The sequence below is a fragment of the Pseudobutyrivibrio sp. 49 genome, from assembly GCF_900100545.1.
Lineage (GTDB): Bacteria > Bacillota > Clostridia > Lachnospirales > Lachnospiraceae > Pseudobutyrivibrio.
Map to the genome: position 1 here is coordinate 1 of NZ_FNDP01000011.1, position 17,017 is coordinate 17,017.

At 37.4% G+C, this 17,017-nt stretch carries 15 protein-coding genes and 3 pseudogenes; 17 read left to right on the forward strand and 1 reads right to left on the reverse strand.

The window, feature by feature from the left end:
- Positions 1-525 precede the first annotated feature (525 nt).
- Positions 526-1,323: an alpha/beta fold hydrolase gene (locus BLP54_RS10105; protein ID WP_035636589.1), complete on the forward strand. Its 798-nt coding sequence runs from the start codon at positions 526-528 to the stop codon at positions 1,321-1,323.
- 359 nt (positions 1,324-1,682) lie between these two features.
- Here BLP54_RS10105 and BLP54_RS10110 read toward each other — a convergent pair whose 3' ends face one another.
- Entirely contained in the window at positions 1,683-2,585 is a 903-nt protein-coding gene (locus tag BLP54_RS10110) for an AraC family transcriptional regulator (RefSeq protein WP_026504513.1), read from the reverse strand.
- A 134-nt stretch (positions 2,586-2,719) separates the two neighbouring features.
- Between BLP54_RS10110 and BLP54_RS10115 the strand changes: the two genes are divergently transcribed.
- The 16 genes and pseudogenes from BLP54_RS10115 (at position 2,720) to BLP54_RS10190 (ending at position 16,957) form a co-directional block, all read left to right on the forward strand.
- On the forward strand, positions 2,720-3,319 hold the full coding sequence (locus BLP54_RS10115; protein ID WP_022780009.1) for a DUF1349 domain-containing protein: 600 nt from the start codon (positions 2,720-2,722) through the stop codon (positions 3,317-3,319).
- 2 nt (positions 3,320-3,321) lie between these two features.
- Positions 3,322-4,503: an MFS transporter gene (locus tag BLP54_RS10120; protein WP_026504514.1), complete on the forward strand. Its 1,182-nt coding sequence runs from the start codon at positions 3,322-3,324 to the stop codon at positions 4,501-4,503.
- Between the two features lie 403 nt (positions 4,504-4,906).
- A complete protein-coding gene (locus BLP54_RS10125; protein ID WP_051212503.1) occupies positions 4,907-5,566 on the forward strand; it encodes a flavin reductase family protein in 660 nt (219 codons plus the stop codon).
- 827 nt (positions 5,567-6,393) lie between these two features.
- Complete coding sequence (locus BLP54_RS10135) at positions 6,394-7,743, forward strand: MATE family efflux transporter (RefSeq protein WP_090169328.1); 1,350 nt, start codon at positions 6,394-6,396, stop codon at positions 7,741-7,743.
- A gap of 92 nt (positions 7,744-7,835) precedes the next feature.
- Positions 7,836-8,891, forward strand: coding sequence for a DUF3795 domain-containing protein (locus tag BLP54_RS16290; RefSeq protein ID WP_090169330.1), 1,056 nt, complete (start codon positions 7,836-7,838; stop codon positions 8,889-8,891).
- 384 nt (positions 8,892-9,275) lie between these two features.
- A complete protein-coding gene (locus BLP54_RS10145; RefSeq protein ID WP_090169332.1) occupies positions 9,276-10,187 on the forward strand; it encodes a helix-turn-helix transcriptional regulator in 912 nt (303 codons plus the stop codon).
- A 40-nt stretch (positions 10,188-10,227) separates the two neighbouring features.
- Positions 10,228-10,314: pseudogene (locus tag BLP54_RS16250) on the forward strand (GyrI-like domain-containing protein); the annotation flags it as partial.
- Between the two features lie 2 nt (positions 10,315-10,316).
- A pseudogene (locus BLP54_RS16355) lies at positions 10,317-11,091 on the forward strand (GNAT family N-acetyltransferase).
- Positions 11,092-11,423: 332 nt separating this feature from the next.
- Positions 11,424-11,921, forward strand: a complete 498-nt coding sequence (locus tag BLP54_RS10155; RefSeq protein WP_090169334.1) for a P-loop NTPase family protein — start codon at positions 11,424-11,426, stop codon at positions 11,919-11,921.
- A 160-nt stretch (positions 11,922-12,081) separates the two neighbouring features.
- Positions 12,082-12,337, forward strand: a pseudogene (locus BLP54_RS16360) (VOC family protein).
- 658 nt (positions 12,338-12,995) lie between these two features.
- Positions 12,996-13,442 carry a tetratricopeptide repeat protein gene (locus BLP54_RS10165; RefSeq protein ID WP_090169335.1) on the forward strand — a complete coding sequence of 149 codons (447 nt, stop codon included), beginning with the start codon at positions 12,996-12,998 and terminating at the stop codon, positions 13,440-13,442.
- A gap of 43 nt (positions 13,443-13,485) precedes the next feature.
- Complete coding sequence (locus BLP54_RS10170; RefSeq protein ID WP_090169338.1) at positions 13,486-14,718, forward strand: S41 family peptidase; 1,233 nt, start codon at positions 13,486-13,488, stop codon at positions 14,716-14,718.
- Between the two features lie 161 nt (positions 14,719-14,879).
- Complete coding sequence (locus BLP54_RS10175) at positions 14,880-15,536, forward strand: hypothetical protein (protein ID WP_090169340.1); 657 nt, start codon at positions 14,880-14,882, stop codon at positions 15,534-15,536.
- A 96-nt stretch (positions 15,537-15,632) separates the two neighbouring features.
- Positions 15,633-16,109, forward strand: a complete 477-nt coding sequence (locus BLP54_RS10180; RefSeq protein ID WP_028247714.1) for a hypothetical protein — start codon at positions 15,633-15,635, stop codon at positions 16,107-16,109.
- A complete protein-coding gene (locus BLP54_RS10185; protein ID WP_036952582.1) occupies positions 16,099-16,335 on the forward strand; it encodes a helix-turn-helix transcriptional regulator in 237 nt (78 codons plus the stop codon). The genes BLP54_RS10180 and BLP54_RS10185 overlap by 11 nt, the downstream gene beginning before the upstream one ends.
- Positions 16,336-16,585: 250 nt before the next feature.
- The gene (locus BLP54_RS10190) at positions 16,586-16,957 is read left to right on the forward strand and encodes a desulfoferrodoxin family protein (RefSeq protein WP_090169341.1); all 372 of its coding nucleotides are present in this window, start codon (positions 16,586-16,588) and stop codon (positions 16,955-16,957) included.
- The last annotated feature ends 60 nt before the right edge of the window (positions 16,958-17,017 follow it).

A 17,017-nucleotide genomic window follows, 5' to 3' on the forward strand; every position in this document is an offset into this window, starting at 1 on the left:
CAATACATTTGCATTGGGGACATGAAATTTTGTAAATTTGGAGGTCTTCAATTAATTCATTATAAAAAGTTTGAGATAAAGGGTTGTTTTCATTCACGAGTAAAGTTATCATAGTTTCCTGTAAAGGGTTGTGTATAGTTTAATTTATGCATAACTAGAAAAGGCGGGAGCGGACTGTGGTAGGTGCGGCTCCTGCTTTTTTTTAGCAGTATACACAACAAGAGCTATAATAATCGAAGAAGGCAAGGAATGGAACAATCTGACAAAAAATGCTTCAGATTAATCTATCCTTGCCTTCATTTATTTTGAAGAAAAAAAGAAATTTTTATTGCAGGTAAAGTTACTTTCAACAAATAGGCAGGGGCGTGAAAACGCCCTTGTTTTATGCACATAATATTGAACAGGATGGTAGATATAGGTATAATTATAAACAGTTGCTACAAAGAAAAAATTTAAGTATTTCTGAATAGATTAACTTTCAGGATAATGAAATAAGCAAATCGGGATTTTAAGAGGTAACTTGTTATGCAAAAAGGGACAATTGATGATTCAATAGGGAGAATCGTTTATTGGAAATCGGATGTATTTGACATGTCCAGATACACCCTATTTTTCCTTCATGGACTGACCGCAAATCATACTATGTTTGAACAGCAGTTTTCCTTTTTTGAGGGGCTGTACAATATCATTGCGTGGGATGCTCCTGCACACGGAGAATCACGACCATACAAGGATTTCACCTATGAAAATGCTGCGAATGGATTAAAGAAAATACTTGATGAAAATAAAATTTCGACAGTCGTGTTAATTGGACAGTCAATGGGTGGGTTCATCGCTCAAGCTTTTATTTGCAGATTTCCGCAAATGGTAAAGGCTTTTGTGTCTATAGACTCTTGTCCGTATGGTGAGTATTATTCAAAATCTGACATTTGGTGGCTTAAGCAGATTGAATGGATGTCCAAGTTGTTTCCGAAAAAACTTCTTAAGTCTTCTATGGCAAAGCAAAACGCCTTGACAGAAAATGGGCGAGAAAACATGGCAAACATGATTGAACCATATAATAAAGCAGAACTTTGCCACCTCATGGGTATTGGATACGCTGGTTTTATGAATGACAACAGAGAGTGCAAAATCTCATGTCCGGTTCTTCTGGTTGTTGGCGAAAAAGATACTACCGGAAAAGTAAGAGCATACAATAGAGAGTGGGCACGGCGTACTGGATATCCATTGGTCTGGATCTCGGGCGCAGCACATAATTCTAATGTGGATAATCCTACTGTAGTGAATAAAAGAATACTGGATTTTATTAAGAAACTGAAATAGACAAATTCGAGTTTGTCGGGCTGAAGTTGGCGTGTTATATCGGAAGATAATCTTACAACAGATAAAGATTTAATGAGCAGAAAGTAAAATCAGAGTATTATTTTTGATCGTGGTTATTAAAGTTGCCACCAGCCGCATACAGTAGCCCTGAGCTTTCTACCGTACGCAGCAGGTAAACAGCAACTCGTCCTAGAAATGCCACAAACACAGCACTTAGGACATTGAAAAAGTTCTCAAAGAGATAATCATTCTGCAGATGCAGATTCGAAACCCCCAGATTTTATCTGGGGGTTTTCTTATATTAATCAAGTAGTTCAGATATGCTACGGCCGTTCTAAATCTTCATCGTTGCCTTGTTCTTAATTATTACGGTATTCACGAGGTGAACAGTGGAACAGTTCCTTAAATGATTTAGAGAAATAACTGTTGTTATCAAATCCACATAACTCATAAATTGTTTGAACTGAGTAAGTGCTGCTTTTAAGCATATATGCCGCATTTTGCAATCTGAAATTCTTAAGATATTTAATTGGTGAAATATTGATAATTGACTTAAAGCACCTAAGAACTTCACTTTTACTAACATTTGCAGCATTAGCCAGGTCATCTAACGTTATATTTTTAGAATAGTTTGAATGGATGTAGTTTAGGATTATCTGTACGCGCTCCTCTAACAGTGGATTTACTGTGTGGGTAAGCATACTTTCTGTTAGATTCATATGATTTAGTACAGCAAAAAAATCAGATAATTCATTTCTAACTGATATCTCGTAATCCTCTGGTTCATGATTTATTATTTCCCATACAGTTTTGATAATATTGTCCAATTTGCTAAAGAATATGGAATCTGACTTCAGTATAAAATCTCTAATACTTGCGCTATGGATGATAGGATGTAAATACTTTTTATAATAAATACTTTCTGTATTGCTGCTTATAACAGAGCTGTCAAATATGACAGATTTAAAAATTGCTGCATTGACGGGGGTATGATTACGCATGGAATGCAAAACATTGGTATTTATGAAAAATAAGTCTCCTTCTGAAAGTATATATTTTCTGTTACCGCATTCTAAAAGAATAACGCCCTTTTCGACATGGCCTATCTCAATTTCAGCGTGCCAGTGCCAGTTGACAAAATCTTCGGTGATATCATCTCTATATATGGCAACTGGAAACTCTACAGTTCCATGGGTTCCAGTTTCATCTATATTGAATGGAGTTGCTTGTTTTGATAATGATATACATGATGAGAGTGCCATAATTATTCCTCTTGAAGATATAGTTATACTATTTGACCATTTTATTCCTTTTATTATATTAATAATACGATATAATTACAATAATTTCTTTCGATTAACAAAAAAGCACTAACAAAAAGAGGAGGCTGTAGATTATGTTTGATAATTTTAAATGGATCAATAAAGGTGAGATAAAAATTGAAGAGAATAAGGTTACAATAAAAGCACCGGCTTTGACAGATTTCTTCTGTGGTGGAAGTACAACAAGTGAAGAAGGAATTCTTCCTGAATCACTTTGTAATGCTCCATATTTCTACACAGATGTTAAGGGCGACTTCGTTCTTAATGTAAAGGTATCTCATGATTTTAAGGAAACTTATGATTCTGCATCTGTAATGGTTATGCAGGATATGGACAACTGGGCTAAATGCTGTTTTGAACTTACTGACTTTGGAACACACGCTGCTGTAAGTGTTGTAACTAAAGATGGTGAATCCGATGATGCTAATGGATGCGATATTGAAGGACAGAATTTTGCATATCTTAGAGTTTGTCGCGTGGGCAGAGCATTTTCTTTTCATTACTCCCTGGATGGAGTGCATTTCCACATGACAAGATATTTCTTAATGAAAGATGCTGAGTCTGTGAAAGTAGGTTTACTTGCTCAGGCACCTACAGGCCAAGGTGGAGACAGAATATACGAGAATCTTTCTATTGAAAGCAAAACGGTAAAAAATATCAGGGCCGGGGAATAAAAATGGAAGTAGAAAAGAATTATAAAAAAACACAGCTTGCATGCTATCTGGGATTTGTAACACAGGCCATCTGCGCTAATTTTGTACCGCTATTGTTTATAACATTTCATAATACATACAATATATCATTTGGAAAGCTGGCCGCTATTTCAACAGTATTCTTTGTTACACAGCTTGTAGTTGATTTTTTATGTGCAGGTATAGTAGATAAACTGGGTTACAGAGTATGCGTAATAGCTGCAGAGATTACATCAGGATTAGGACTTGCAGGACTTGCTGTATTACCTGACTTATTGTCAGTACCATTTTGGGGAATCCTTGTGTGTGTATTTATATATGCTGTTGGAAGTGGATTGACAGAAGTGCTGGTAAGTCCAATTGTAGAAGCATGTCCATTTGAAAATAAGGATACAATGATGAGTCTTCTTCATTCCTTTTATTGCTGGGGATGGGTTGGAGTTGTCTTGGGCTCCACAGCCTTCTTTACGGTTTTTGGTATAGAAAAATGGAGAATAATGGCACTTATATGGTCGGTCATTCCGCTTTATAACATTTTCAATTTTGCAACCTGTCCAATCGAACCACTGGTAGAAGATGGTAAGAGCATGACAATGCCCCAACTGTTGAAAACAAAAGCATTTTGGATTTTTATTATACTCATGATCTGCGCAGGTTCTTCAGAAATAGCGATGGGACAGTGGGCATCCGCCTATGCTGAATCAGCACTACATGTTTCCAAAACAGTTGGAGATTTGGCTGGACCCTGCGGATTTGCAGTGTGCATGGGAATCAGTAGACTTCTTTATGGAAAGTTCGGTGAAAAAGTTGATCTGACAATTTTCATGATGGCATCCGGAGTAATGTGCCTTATGTGTTATCTGGTTGCCGGACTGGCAAATATACCATGGGTTGGATTGATTGGATGTGCATTATGCGGATTTTCTGTAGGTATAATGTGGCCAGGTTCAATTAGTATATCATCACAGATACTTCCAACTGGAGGTACAGCAATGTTTGCACTTCTAGCGCTCGCAGGAGATTTAGGGGGAGCAATGGGCCCTGCTATTATTGGAAGTATATCTGAAAAAGCGGCTAATAATTTGCAGGCAGGAGTATTGGCAGGTATAGGTTTTCCTATCATTTTAGTAATTTCAGTGTTCTATATTCGAAATAAGTATCGATAGATATTCAAATTGGTGGAAGTAATATAGCAGGCAATATCGTCATATTATAAACTTTCGTTGCTAACAGCCTCGCACAGTAGCCCTGAGCTTTCTACCGTACGCAGCAGGTAAACAGCAACTTGAAAGAGAAATGCCTAAAATAAGGCACATTCACTTCATTAATCGTTCTCAAAGAGATAATCATCTGCTATTGCAGATTTCAGTTTTTTGCGTGTTGAAAGTGGACCAGGGGGACGGGGTCCCTAGCTCATTTTGCAAAGGCTTGAATATTGAAGAGTATAAAGGAAATACTTATACTATAAATTATTGATTATAGCGCAAGGCTTATATATACAAATCGAAGGTTGTCGAGATAATTGAAGTCGATTCTTATGTTGATTTTAGTACGGAGGGAAGGAAAAAGATGAAATACCAATACAAAGAAATGCCGGAATCTATGAAGGGGACATACGGAGAATTTGCAAAAAACTTCGGCTTTGATTGGAAAGAGTTTATTATGGGAATCCCGACGCCGATGTTCCTTGTCACAACATATAAATCTAACGGACAGCCCAATGCTACGATGCAGTCATGGGCAGGGTTTACGAGTGCGAATCATGGGTGCGGGTATTACGTGATTCTATGCAGCGTGAATAAGTGTGGACATCTTTACCAAAGCCTAAATGAAAAGAAGGCAGCAGTGCTGAATTTCATGTCTTCTGATTTATACAAAGCCTGCATGAAGACGATACAGAATAATCAGCTCGAGGCAGATGAGATAACTTCATCAGGGCTTACTGTGGAGAAAGCCTCATGGATAGAAGCACCGATGGTCGCTGAATGTTTCATGAACCTTGAGTGCAAGTATTTGTGGGAGAAAGAAATCGTACCGGGTGATGATCATGTTATGATTTGCCTTGAAGTTGTAGGCGGGCATATAGAGAAGGATTATATAGAGGATATGTTCGGAGACAAAGGGATTCTTTACAATGTCCATTATCCTATAAATCCGGAAAATGTGAAAGAAAAAGGCTGCGATTATGTAGCTGCACTTAGGAAAGTAAATCAATCCTACGAATATTGATCATATACAAGGCAGCGCAATGCTAAAGCAGTGACAAATTCCAATTTTGTCTGGATGAAGGCATAGCCTTTTATCTCGCAATATAAATGAGTACGACAATTACGGTTTGTAAAAAAATAGATATAAAGTTGCCACCAGTTGCGTACAGTAGCCCTGAGCTTTCTACCGTACGCAGCAGGTAAACAGCAATTTGCCTTACAAATGCCCAAAACAAGGTATTTAAGGCAGTGAAATAGTTCTCAAAGAGATAATCGTTTCTCTATACGAGATTACAAAGCATTATACAAGAGAGTCATCCGATTGGATGGCTCTTTTTTATGTTTAATAATAGAGAAACATTGATTCTATGGGATTTTCAGTGGGTTTGTAGAGGGGATAAAACTAAATGAGAGGGAGAATTTTTTATATTCTTCCAAACAGTAGGTAGATTTGAAACTAACAAAAAATAACTTAAAATTACTATAACATTTGAAAAGATTTACACATTTTTACACGCGGAAAAATGGGTGTGTAAATTTGGGCATAGTAAACACGATAAATAGCAATAAATTGTTTGCTGTAAATACATATTTGTGAAAAACAATTTATTTTTCCCTTGGCTATAGAGAGGCACGCACTCGCAACGCGCTTCTTAGCACAGTTGAAGATAAGACCGGAAAAGTTTATGATCAATACAAGAATAAGGGCATAGAAACTACGTTTGAAATGAATCCCGGAAATCATTTCAAAGATGCGGATCTGCGTCTTGCAAAGGGAATAGCCTGGATACTAAAATGATCTTAACTATTAAATAATTAACATCAAGAGAAAGACCAAAGAGAGCGGCCATGACAAATACAGAACAGACCACACAAAATATGACCTCAGGAAACAGTATGAAACAGATCATACTGTTCTTTTTGCCATTATTATGGGGAAATCTTTTCCAACAACTATATAGTCTTGTGGATAGCATTATAGTTGGCAAGGGAATCTCGGATCAGGCGCTGGCTGCTGTTGGGGCAACCGGGACACTTAACTTCCTAATACTTGGATTTGTTGTGGGGATGACCAGAGGATTTGGCATAACCTTTGCCCAGAGCTTTGGAAAAAACGATATGGCTATGCTGAATGCATACATCAGAGCAGCCAAGAAGCTCAGTATCACGTTTGGAATAGCCTTTACTGTTGTATGCGTTTCTTTGCTCAATAAGATGCTGATGTTCTTGAACACTCCTGAAGATATCTTTGACGATTCGTATAGATATTTTGCTGTGATATTATTGGGAATTGTAGTGACGGTTATGAATAACCTTGAGATTACAATTCTCCAGTCAATGGGAGATTCCAGAACGCCCCTCACTGCTATGATCTGTTCATCACTCGTGAACATCATGCTTGATATTATTTTCATAATGGCCTTTGGCACAGGAGTTGTCGGAGCAGCAGCGGCAACAGTGGTCTCTCAGTTTGTATCATACCTTTTGTGCCTTAAAAAGCTTAGAACCATCGATTTTATGAGTCTGGGAAAAGACACGTCAGAAATAGCAGATGAAAAGAATATATTGGTTGAACTGATGAAAATAGGACTTCCTGTGGCACTTATGAATTCGGTCACAGCTGCAGGGGCCATGGTATTGCAGTACTTCGTAAATCTTATGGGAAGCGCATATGTGGCAGCCTATTCAGCCTGCATGAAATTTGCATCACTCTTTGAGCAGTTCGGAATGTCCGTAGGTCTTTCCATGATGACCTTTGTGGGGCAAAATAAGGGCGCTGGCAAATATGACAGGATACGCACAGGAGTAAGACAGGGCCTGATGCTCTCTACACTTGTGAATGTGCCTATATCGCTCCTTATGATATTTGTGCCCGGAAGCCTGGCAAGGATGCTGCTGACTGACAACATGATAATCGGTTATTGTACCGATTTCATGCCAATCATGGGAATAAGCTTTTTTGCCCTGGGCTGGCTTTTTGTATACAGATATTCTGTTCAGGGGTTGGGCAATACCTTTATACCAATGCTCTCAGGCGGGCTCGAAGTCATTATGAGACTGATCTTTGGCTTTTTGGTAGGAAGGAACGGATTTAAGGGAATTGCCATTTCTGAAGTATCTGCATGGATAGGCGCTTTTCTGATGCTCATGGTGACATACTATTGTTTAATTGGTAAAAGAACTAAAGCAATAGCATAAAGTAGCAATAAAAAGACTCCCTGGATTTTTTATAAAAATGTAAGAAAGCACCATGGAATAATATTGGATTAACCGATGAGAGAAGATAGATTATGGATAAATCATGGTCAGAAAACAATAAAGAAATACAGAAATTGCTGACGAAGGAAGCAACCTTTAAAGATGCTATTCAGAAGCTTTTGGCTTTCCGTGAGGAAATGTTTGAGCAGATCACACAGATTGTGAGTGGATATCCGGATGAGGCCTTTGCCAAAATGCCGTTTGCGGGTGCAGATGGATATCACAGTAAAACCCTTGCCTATTCTATCTGGCATATTTTCAGGATTGAAGATATAGTTGCCCATGAGATGATAGCAGAGGATAATCAAATTCTTTTTACACATGACTTTCATAATCGCATTGGCGCATCTATTATTACTACGGGTAATGAACTTCAGGGAAACGAGATTGCAGAGTTTTCAGAAAAACTGAATATTAAAGAACTATATCTGTATGTAAAAGCTGTAAAGGAGTCTACGGATCAGATTCTTGGAGATCTGACATACAAGGATTTAAAGCAAAAATTCGGCGGCGATGTAAAGGAAAAACTTATCCGCAGTAAATGTGTCAGTGAGAATGAGAATGCCTTTTGGCTGATTGATTACTGGTGCGGTAAGGATATAAAAGGACTGATTCAGATGCCATTTAGCCGTCACTGGATCATGCATATCGAAGCCATGCGCCGCATCAAGAATAAACTCTGCAAGATAGCACGAAAGGGTGTTGAGCCTATTGCTTATTGTGGTTTTTCCTGTAAGCACTGTTTCCTTTCAGAGTGGTGCGGATCCTGCAGAACGAAGTACAATGTTTGCTCTTTTGCCACCTGTGCTGAGGACAGAATATGTCCGAATGTGAAATGCTGTAAGGAAAAAGATTTGGACGGATGTTATGAGTGTGATGAGCTCGAAAATTGTAATAAAGGATTCTATATCCCATCAAATGACGGAGCAAATGCAGCAAAGGCTCAGGCATTATATATAAGGAAATACGGAAAGAAAGAGTTCTTAAAGGTTCATGACAGACTACATGAGAAGTATGACTTCCAAAAGACACAGGAAGTTTTGGGACAGGATTATAAAGAAGGACTGAGAATTCTGGAGGAAACTTGAAAAAGCCTATAAATATGCTATTATTGAGACTGAAGAAGAAAAAGATTTCTATGAGATGGTAGGAGATTTTTTACTACAAAGAAGGCAAAAAGAAGTTGTTGAAAGGAATCTTTTTTGAGTAGATGAAAAAGTCAGCAGCACACAGTAGCCCTGAGCTTTCTACCGTACGCAGCAGGTAAACAGCAACTCGCCCTAGGAATGCCCAAAACAAGGCACTTAAGACAGTGAAAAAGTTCTCAAAGAGATAATCAATCTGCATTGCAGATTTCAGAAACCCACAACCATTTGGTTGTGGTTTTTTTGTTGTCTAAAATAGTGTAGAATATAAACATGACATATAGATGACATGTTTATACATGTAAGATAATCATAGAAGGTGATCAAATGAAGATAGACAGATTGATTGGCATACTATCAATTCTTTTGCAAAAAGAGATGGCAACAGCTCCTGAGCTGGCTGAGCATTTTGAGGTATCAAGAAGGACAATAAACAGAGATATTGAGACTCTTTGTCAGGCAGGAATACCAATCAAAACGACCCAGGGAGTTGGAGGCGGTATAAGCATCATGGATGGCTACAAGATGGATAGGACTCTTTTGACATCCCGTGACATGCAGATGATCCTGGCGGGACTACGAAGCCTTGATAGTGTTAGTGGAAGCGGATATTATGGGCAGCTTATGGAGAAGCTCCAGGCAGGTTCTTCGGAGTTTATCAGCGGTAGGGATTCTGTCCTTATCGACCTGTCTTCTTGGTACAAGACATCGCTGGCTCCAAAGATATCTACTATTCAGGATGCGATAGAAAACAGGCATCTTTTGACCTTCCACTATTATGCTCAGGCGGGAGAAGGAAAACGAACTATTGAGCCATATTATGTAGTGTTTAAGTGGAGCAGCTGGTATGTCTATGGATGGTGTCAAAAGCGCAAAGATTATCGTCTATTTAAATTAAACCGCATGGATAAAGTGGTTGAAACGGATAATGGATTTGTCTGCAGAAACGCTCCATTACCTGATCTGTCTACAGAAAAGATATTTCCTGGTGGAATCAAGGTAAAAGCGCTGTTTTCAAAGGATGTAAAGTGGCGCCTGGTGGAGGAATTCGGACCAAACTGTTTTACGGAAACAGAGGATGGTAGACTTATGTTTACTGCGGATTACACGGACTCAGATAATTTGATCACATGGATAATGACCTTTGGAAATAAGGCAGAAGTGCTTGAACCGGTAGAAGTCAGGCAGCAGATTTCAAAGATGGTACGGAAAATGACAGCAATTTATAAGGAGGACTAAAGACATGGCATTTGATTACAAGAAGGAGTACAAAGAATTCTACGAGATTTACCTTAGTGATGCAAGGAAAGTGATGCCAGAGAAGCTTAAGACGGTTATAAGACATCCTATTAGAAAGGAGAGCTGAAGATGGAGTATATAAGAGTATCCAAGGATAATCTTGAAGAAGAACACATCTGTTGTGCTATATCAAACAATAAAGATATACAGGTATCATCCAAGAAAGCCTGGCTTGCTGACAGATTTGATGAAGGGCTTGTTTTCTTAAAGAGTGTCGAACGCGGAAAATGCTTTATTGAATATATCCCGGCAGAGTATGCGTGGAATCCGATAAATGCACCGGAATATATGTATATCGATTGTCTGTGGGTTTCTGGTTCCTTAAAGGGACATGGATATTCAAGTGATCTTCTTAATGAGTGCATAAAGGATAGTAAGGAAAAGGGGAAGAAGGGAATTTGCATATTATCTGCTGCTAAGAAAAAGCCATTCCTTTCTGATCCAAAGTTTCTAGCATTCAAAGGCTTTCAAGTTTGTGATGAAGCCGACAATGGAATCCAGCTGTGGTATCTGTCCTTTGAAAAAAAGTGTTGAAAGACCATGCTTCAAGGAATGTGCAAAGCATCCTCGTATCGATGAAAAAGGATACGTGCTTTATTACACGAATCAGTGCCCATTTAATGCCAAGTATGTGCCTGTTTTGGAAGAGACTGCAAAGAACAATGGAATACCGTTTAGAGCGATCAGAATAGAGACCAGAGATCAGGCTCAGAATGCTCCAACACCAATTACCACATATGCACTGTTCTGTGATGGGGATTATGTAACTAATGAGCAAATGAATGATAAGAAGTTTTTAAAACTGGTCAATGCAAAAGCTAAGAGAAAGCCAGGCGATAGTTGATCAGAGGAAGGAGCAGCAAAGTCCAAATCTTAATAGGAATAATCTAAGACCTGAGAGATGAATAACTGATAGTGCAATAGGCAGGGGCGTGAAAACGCCCTTGTTTTATGCACATAATATTGAACAGGATGGTAGATATAGATATAATTACAAACAGTTGCTACAAAAAAAATTTAAGTATTTCTGAATAGATTAACTTTCAGGATAATAAACTAAGACAAATCGGCAGTTTGTTGAGCTCTTTTGCTAGAGAAGAGCTCGATAACTTCCAGTTTGTCGGGATGAACGTTGGAGCATAAAATTGGAATATATTCCAGGTTAAGGAGGATAGATTGAAGAAAGTATTAGTTTTAGGCTGCTCCGGCAGCGGGAAAAGTACATTCTCCATAAAACTTCAGAAGAAGACTAAGCTTCCTTTATATCATCTTGATAATATTTGGTGGAATGCTGACAGGACACATATTTCAAGAGACGAGTTTGATGCGAGTCTTGCTGATGTTGTGAAGCGCGACACTTGGATTATAGATGGTGATTACAGCAGAACATATGAAAACCGTATTAAAGCTTGCGATACCATCTTTTTCCTGGATTATGGAGAAAAAGTTTGCATGGATGGAATTACCGGAAGAGTAGGTCAGGAGCGTCCTGATATGCCATGGGCAGAAAGCGAGCTTGATCCAGAACTTGTAGAACTGGTTCAGAACTACGAGCATAAGAACAAACCAAAGTTGATGGAACTATTTTCCAGATATCCAGATAAGAATGTAATTACATTTTTTAATAGAGAAGAAGCAGAAAAGTGGATTACAGAAGGACAACCAGAGGTGTAAAAAGTGATAAATTTAAATTTAGTAAATGTTCTATGGACAGTCGGAAATATTGTACTGTGGATTGGGATAATAATACTGATTGTAAATTTCATTAAAAAGTTAAAGCTATAACCAAGTAGAAATTTATTAATATAGAATTATATAAAAGGGATGAGAGGTTATGATAATAGAACACATAGCTATGTATGTAAATGACTTAGACGCTGCAAAAGATTTTTTTGTAAAGTATTTAGATGGAAAGCCTAATGATGGATACCACAATTTCTGTAGGAAGCAAGGAGCGTGTAGATGAACTTACAGGGCGCCTTAAAGCTGATGGTTATGATGTTGTAAGTTGACCAAGAGTAACAGGGGACGGCTATTATGAAAGCTGCATTGTTGCAATTGAGGGAAATCAGATAGAATTAACGATTTAGCAGATTAATTAAAAGCCAACATAAGCGCGGTTTTTATTGTTGAAAATACTGTAAGAATCTTTACATATTATTTGTTTGGAGTATTTACACTTAATTCATTGAAACAAACAGTAATCCTTATTCCGTTCATGATTATTGGATTGTTTGCTGGAATGGAGAGTTCAAAAGTCTTGGATGAAAGTGTTGTAAAAAAGATTGTTATAGTTCTTTTGGTAATATCAGGGTTATTTTTAGTTGGAATGAATTTATAGTGTTAAAAGACAGCGGCAACGTTAAACTTGCCATGTTTTTTTGTAGAAGTGGCAACTTGACACTATGAAATCTATCTAAAAAAGGTAGTTGTGGCATAACGCATAAACTGTATTTAAGAATTATTAGTGTATTACGGTAAAAACTTATAGATAAGCTTGTTTTTCCGTAGTGATTTACTAGTATTGCAGGCATCTGGTGTGTATGATTTGATATATGATATTCATTTCATGAAAAGATGTGCATTATAAGACTGAGATAATACACACTATGCGTTTTTTTTGCAAGGCGTCTACGGAAAAAATGTGGAGAACTCATGATATTGCCGTAAACAAGGGTGAATTACCATTGTAAACCTCTAAAATGAATAAAGAACTTGATAGAATCCAAGTTTGTAGGGGACTTTTGTATGAATAAAGATATTCCAGAGATGCTTATTCGGGCACAGGAACTCCAAAAGGGCGGAGACTATACTTATTCCCGTAAACTGTATAAAGAATTCTTTGAATGCAATGATACGCACCCTCTACGCTTTAAGGCTTTGTTTGAAGTAGCTGATAATTATTATCATGCTAAGGATTATAAATCAGCGATGCATGGGTATGAAGATTTCTTGGAATATTGCTCAGTTCAAGAGGATGTTACAGAGCAAGAATCGGGATGGATTGATGCATATACTAAGTTGGCTAATAGTCGGTTGGAAATGATTGAGCAAGCAAAGAACAAAGGAAAATCAGTTATTATAGAATGTTCACCCGAACAATTTGTGACTAGGCATATAGCGATGTCTTTCGGATTTAAATATCAAGGTGAACAAGATGAATGCAGCATTTATAAATTGCAGGTTATAAAGTAAATTGGGTATGCAAATTAATTGGAGGGGAAATTGAACATAGTAAATGATGACTAATAAAGAAATATTTAAAGAAATAGTTGAAATTATGCGAGAAGATTCCGCAACCTGTAAAGATTACGGAACGGGTAATTCTCAGGAATATGAAAGCCAGATATCTGATGACATGGATCGAAAGGATTTTTTACATCTGGTACAGGAATATCTGGCTACTTTTGGTGTAGAAGGACATCTTTTATTTACAGATTTCAGTCTTGAAAAAATTGGTTTTTCAGTGATGAGGCAGGACGATGTACTATACGTGATAAAGGCAAATAAAGATACAGGGCTTGTCTCGGAAGATAAAATAGTTGCAATCGATGGTTTTTCAATAAAAGAATTATTTCAAAGAGAAAAAACATTTTTTATGGGGGAAACAGCGGAGCGTGAAGGGAAAATTTGGTCTGCAGTGCTAAAGTTTTACAACGTTTTAACTGTTATTCATCCAGATGATTCAAAAGAAGATATTTCTATTATTCATAATACAAAGGGGACAGAGACGGAATGTTATTCTTTTGAAGAATATGATGATACGCTTTATCTAAGATTTGCAGATTTTGCTGATTTGGACGCGATAAATCAGTTATTTAGCAAATGTAAGTACCTTCTGGAAAAATGTAAAAAACTTATTGTGGATGTCCGTGGAAATGGTGGAGGTGCAGATTCTGCATTTGTACCGCTCCTGGAGTATTGTTTTCCAGAAGGAGAATTCGTTACAGATTATTATAAGCCAGAATATCCTATTGAAATTAATTATTCTGTTAGAAATTGTAAAGATCGAATCGAGAATCTAAAAAAATATTTGGTTGGGGATATACCAGAAGAAATGACAGCAATGCTAAATACAATGATTGCCAATAACACTGAAAATATGGGCAAAGGATTTCTTGATGACGATGACGAATTTGCAAGTGGAATTATAGGGAAAAAAGGTCCTGAAAAGGTATTGATTATTACGGATGAAAGCTGTGGTTCTTCTGGGGATGCATTCGCAGAGGTTATGTCATGTTCTCCTAAAGTGACTTTAGTTGGAAGACCTACTATGGGAATTACAGATTTTTCAAATTGTAATGTGGTTTCCTTTGATGATTTTAGATTTGTTTATCCGACGTCTAGAGACAAAAGAATTGATTATGGCAAAGGGCTTGCGCATAAAGGGGTACCTGTAGATTATTATATCCCATGGTCTCCTGAGCATATAGGTAAGGATGTGGAGTTAGATTATTGCTTGAATTATTAATAATTTGAAATCAAAGTGCCTGACCACATTCAATAATCGGAATCGTGGATATGGAACAGAGGGATTAAAACTTCTATGTGATGCTGCCAAAGACAACGGGATATTATATTTCCGTTTATAGCGTTACACATGGGATGATTAAGATGCAGTTGGGAGATTTAATGAAAAGAATTTTTAAAATTATAGGATTTATTATTTGCGGAATTATCTGTGTGGCATTAATTGCATTATTAGTATCTGGTATTAGGACAAAGCTGATTCAGAATGATTATTCATCAGTCTATACAAATCCTAAGTACCAGAATCCTGTAAAAATTGAAAACATCGATGTGATTACACAGCATGTGTCGTGTGGCTATGCTGTTATTGAGATGTTCTCTACATGGGATGGAAAAAACATAACAGAAGACAGTCTGTATGATGAATATGGAACCATAGTTACTTCTACAGGAAACAAATTCTGCGAGGAGATGAATAAGCAGTTCCCTGAATATGACACAGAGATTCATAAGTATCAGAAGAATACTGAGTTCATTGACATTATGTATGATACTCTGTCTTCAGGAAAGCCAGTTCCATTTGAGTGGGCAGCTTTGTATGGGGACGAGTGGACATTGCACTACTCATTAATCATTGGAGCAGATATTCCAAATGATAAAATTACCGTGGCAAATCCTTACGGTTACTATGAGGAACTTACATTAGAGGAATTATTGGATAGAACCAGCTTTAAGGCCTATGAGAATATGCCACTTTTCATGAAAATGGGCTTTGCAATTGGCATGTTTGAAAAGAATACTCTTTTTTCAATTAAATAACTTCACGATTCATTGAAAGGTACTATATTTTTTCACTCTGCTTGTGATACGGTTAAAGCAGGACAAGGATAACCTGATTGTGAAAGGAGTTTTGCCATGAAAAGGAATATTCGATTAGTTCTGTTAGGAGAATTACTATTATTTGTTGCCGTATTTGCACTAAATATTATAGGTGGGAACTGGGGCGCCAGTGCCATATTATGGTTTATTGATCTACCATCTTTTCTTCTAATTGCGTTAGTTCTTATACCAGGTCTTTTGATAATGGGAGAGTGGAAGAACTTTACAAAGGCTTTTTCTGTGGGATTAAAGCCTTATAGCTTACTAGAATTGAAAAATATTATTGGGGCTGTGGAAGCTGCTCAGAAATTAACAGTTTTTGCAGCATTGTTTGCTATTATCATATCCGGAGTTTTACTTCTTGGAAAGCTGGATGATTTATCTACCATAGGAGCTAATCTTGCAATATGTTTTCTGTCGGGGTTGTATGCGGTGATTCTTGAATTTTTCCTTTTGCCACTGAAGCTTAATGCTGAGCACAAGATGAATGAGGAAATGGATTTTGGAGAATAATATCAATATCTCTAAAGAGCAATATCTTGCAGTAGCCCAGAAATTTGGACTAACAAAGCGTGAACTGGAATTGGGCTTTATGAAGGTATCAGGATTTTCAAATCGTAGAATTGCTTATATGTTAGGTATTTCAGAGCAGACAGTGAAAAATCATTTTACTCATATTTACGAGAAGGCATGGGTTCCAGGTAGAAAAGAATTTATAGAATTATTTATTCCCAATTAACAAAGGAGATTATATTGCCCCAGAAAGCCGTGTCAGCGGCGGAAAAAAGCATGGAAAAAATCAGGTTGTGGCCGAAATTAGTTAATGTTAAAATTATTGGAATGCAGTTCTAAATGTATTTGGAATTATATCTATGTAACAGTATTTTCACAGAAAATCTGTTTATATACATTGTGTAAAATGCTATTATGTAAAATAGAAGGTAAACATCTAGTATTTTCAATGGGAAAAGTATTGTAGGAGGGGTCTTATGAAATTTTTTGTATGTGAAGTATGCGGTAATTTTGTAGGCATGATCAAAGAGTCTGGCGCTCCAATGACATGCTGCGGGCAGAAAATGAAGGAGCTTGTACCTGGTACATCTGATGGTGCGGTTGAAAAGCATGTGCCTGTTTTTACCGTAGATGGAAACAAGGTAACAGTTACTGTTGGTTCGGTAGAGCATCCTATGGCTCCAGAGCATTACATCGAGTGGATTGCACTTGAGACAAAGAAAGGTGCTCAGAGAAAGGTTCTTAATCCTGGTGATAAGCCTTGTGCTGAGTTTGCTCTTACAGATGATGATGCAGTAGTTGCTGTATATGCATACTGTAACCTTCATGGCCTTTGGAAGGCAGAATAGTTTGAATTTTACCTCAGAGACATCAATTGGTGTTTCTGAGGTTTTTTGTTACCATCTTCA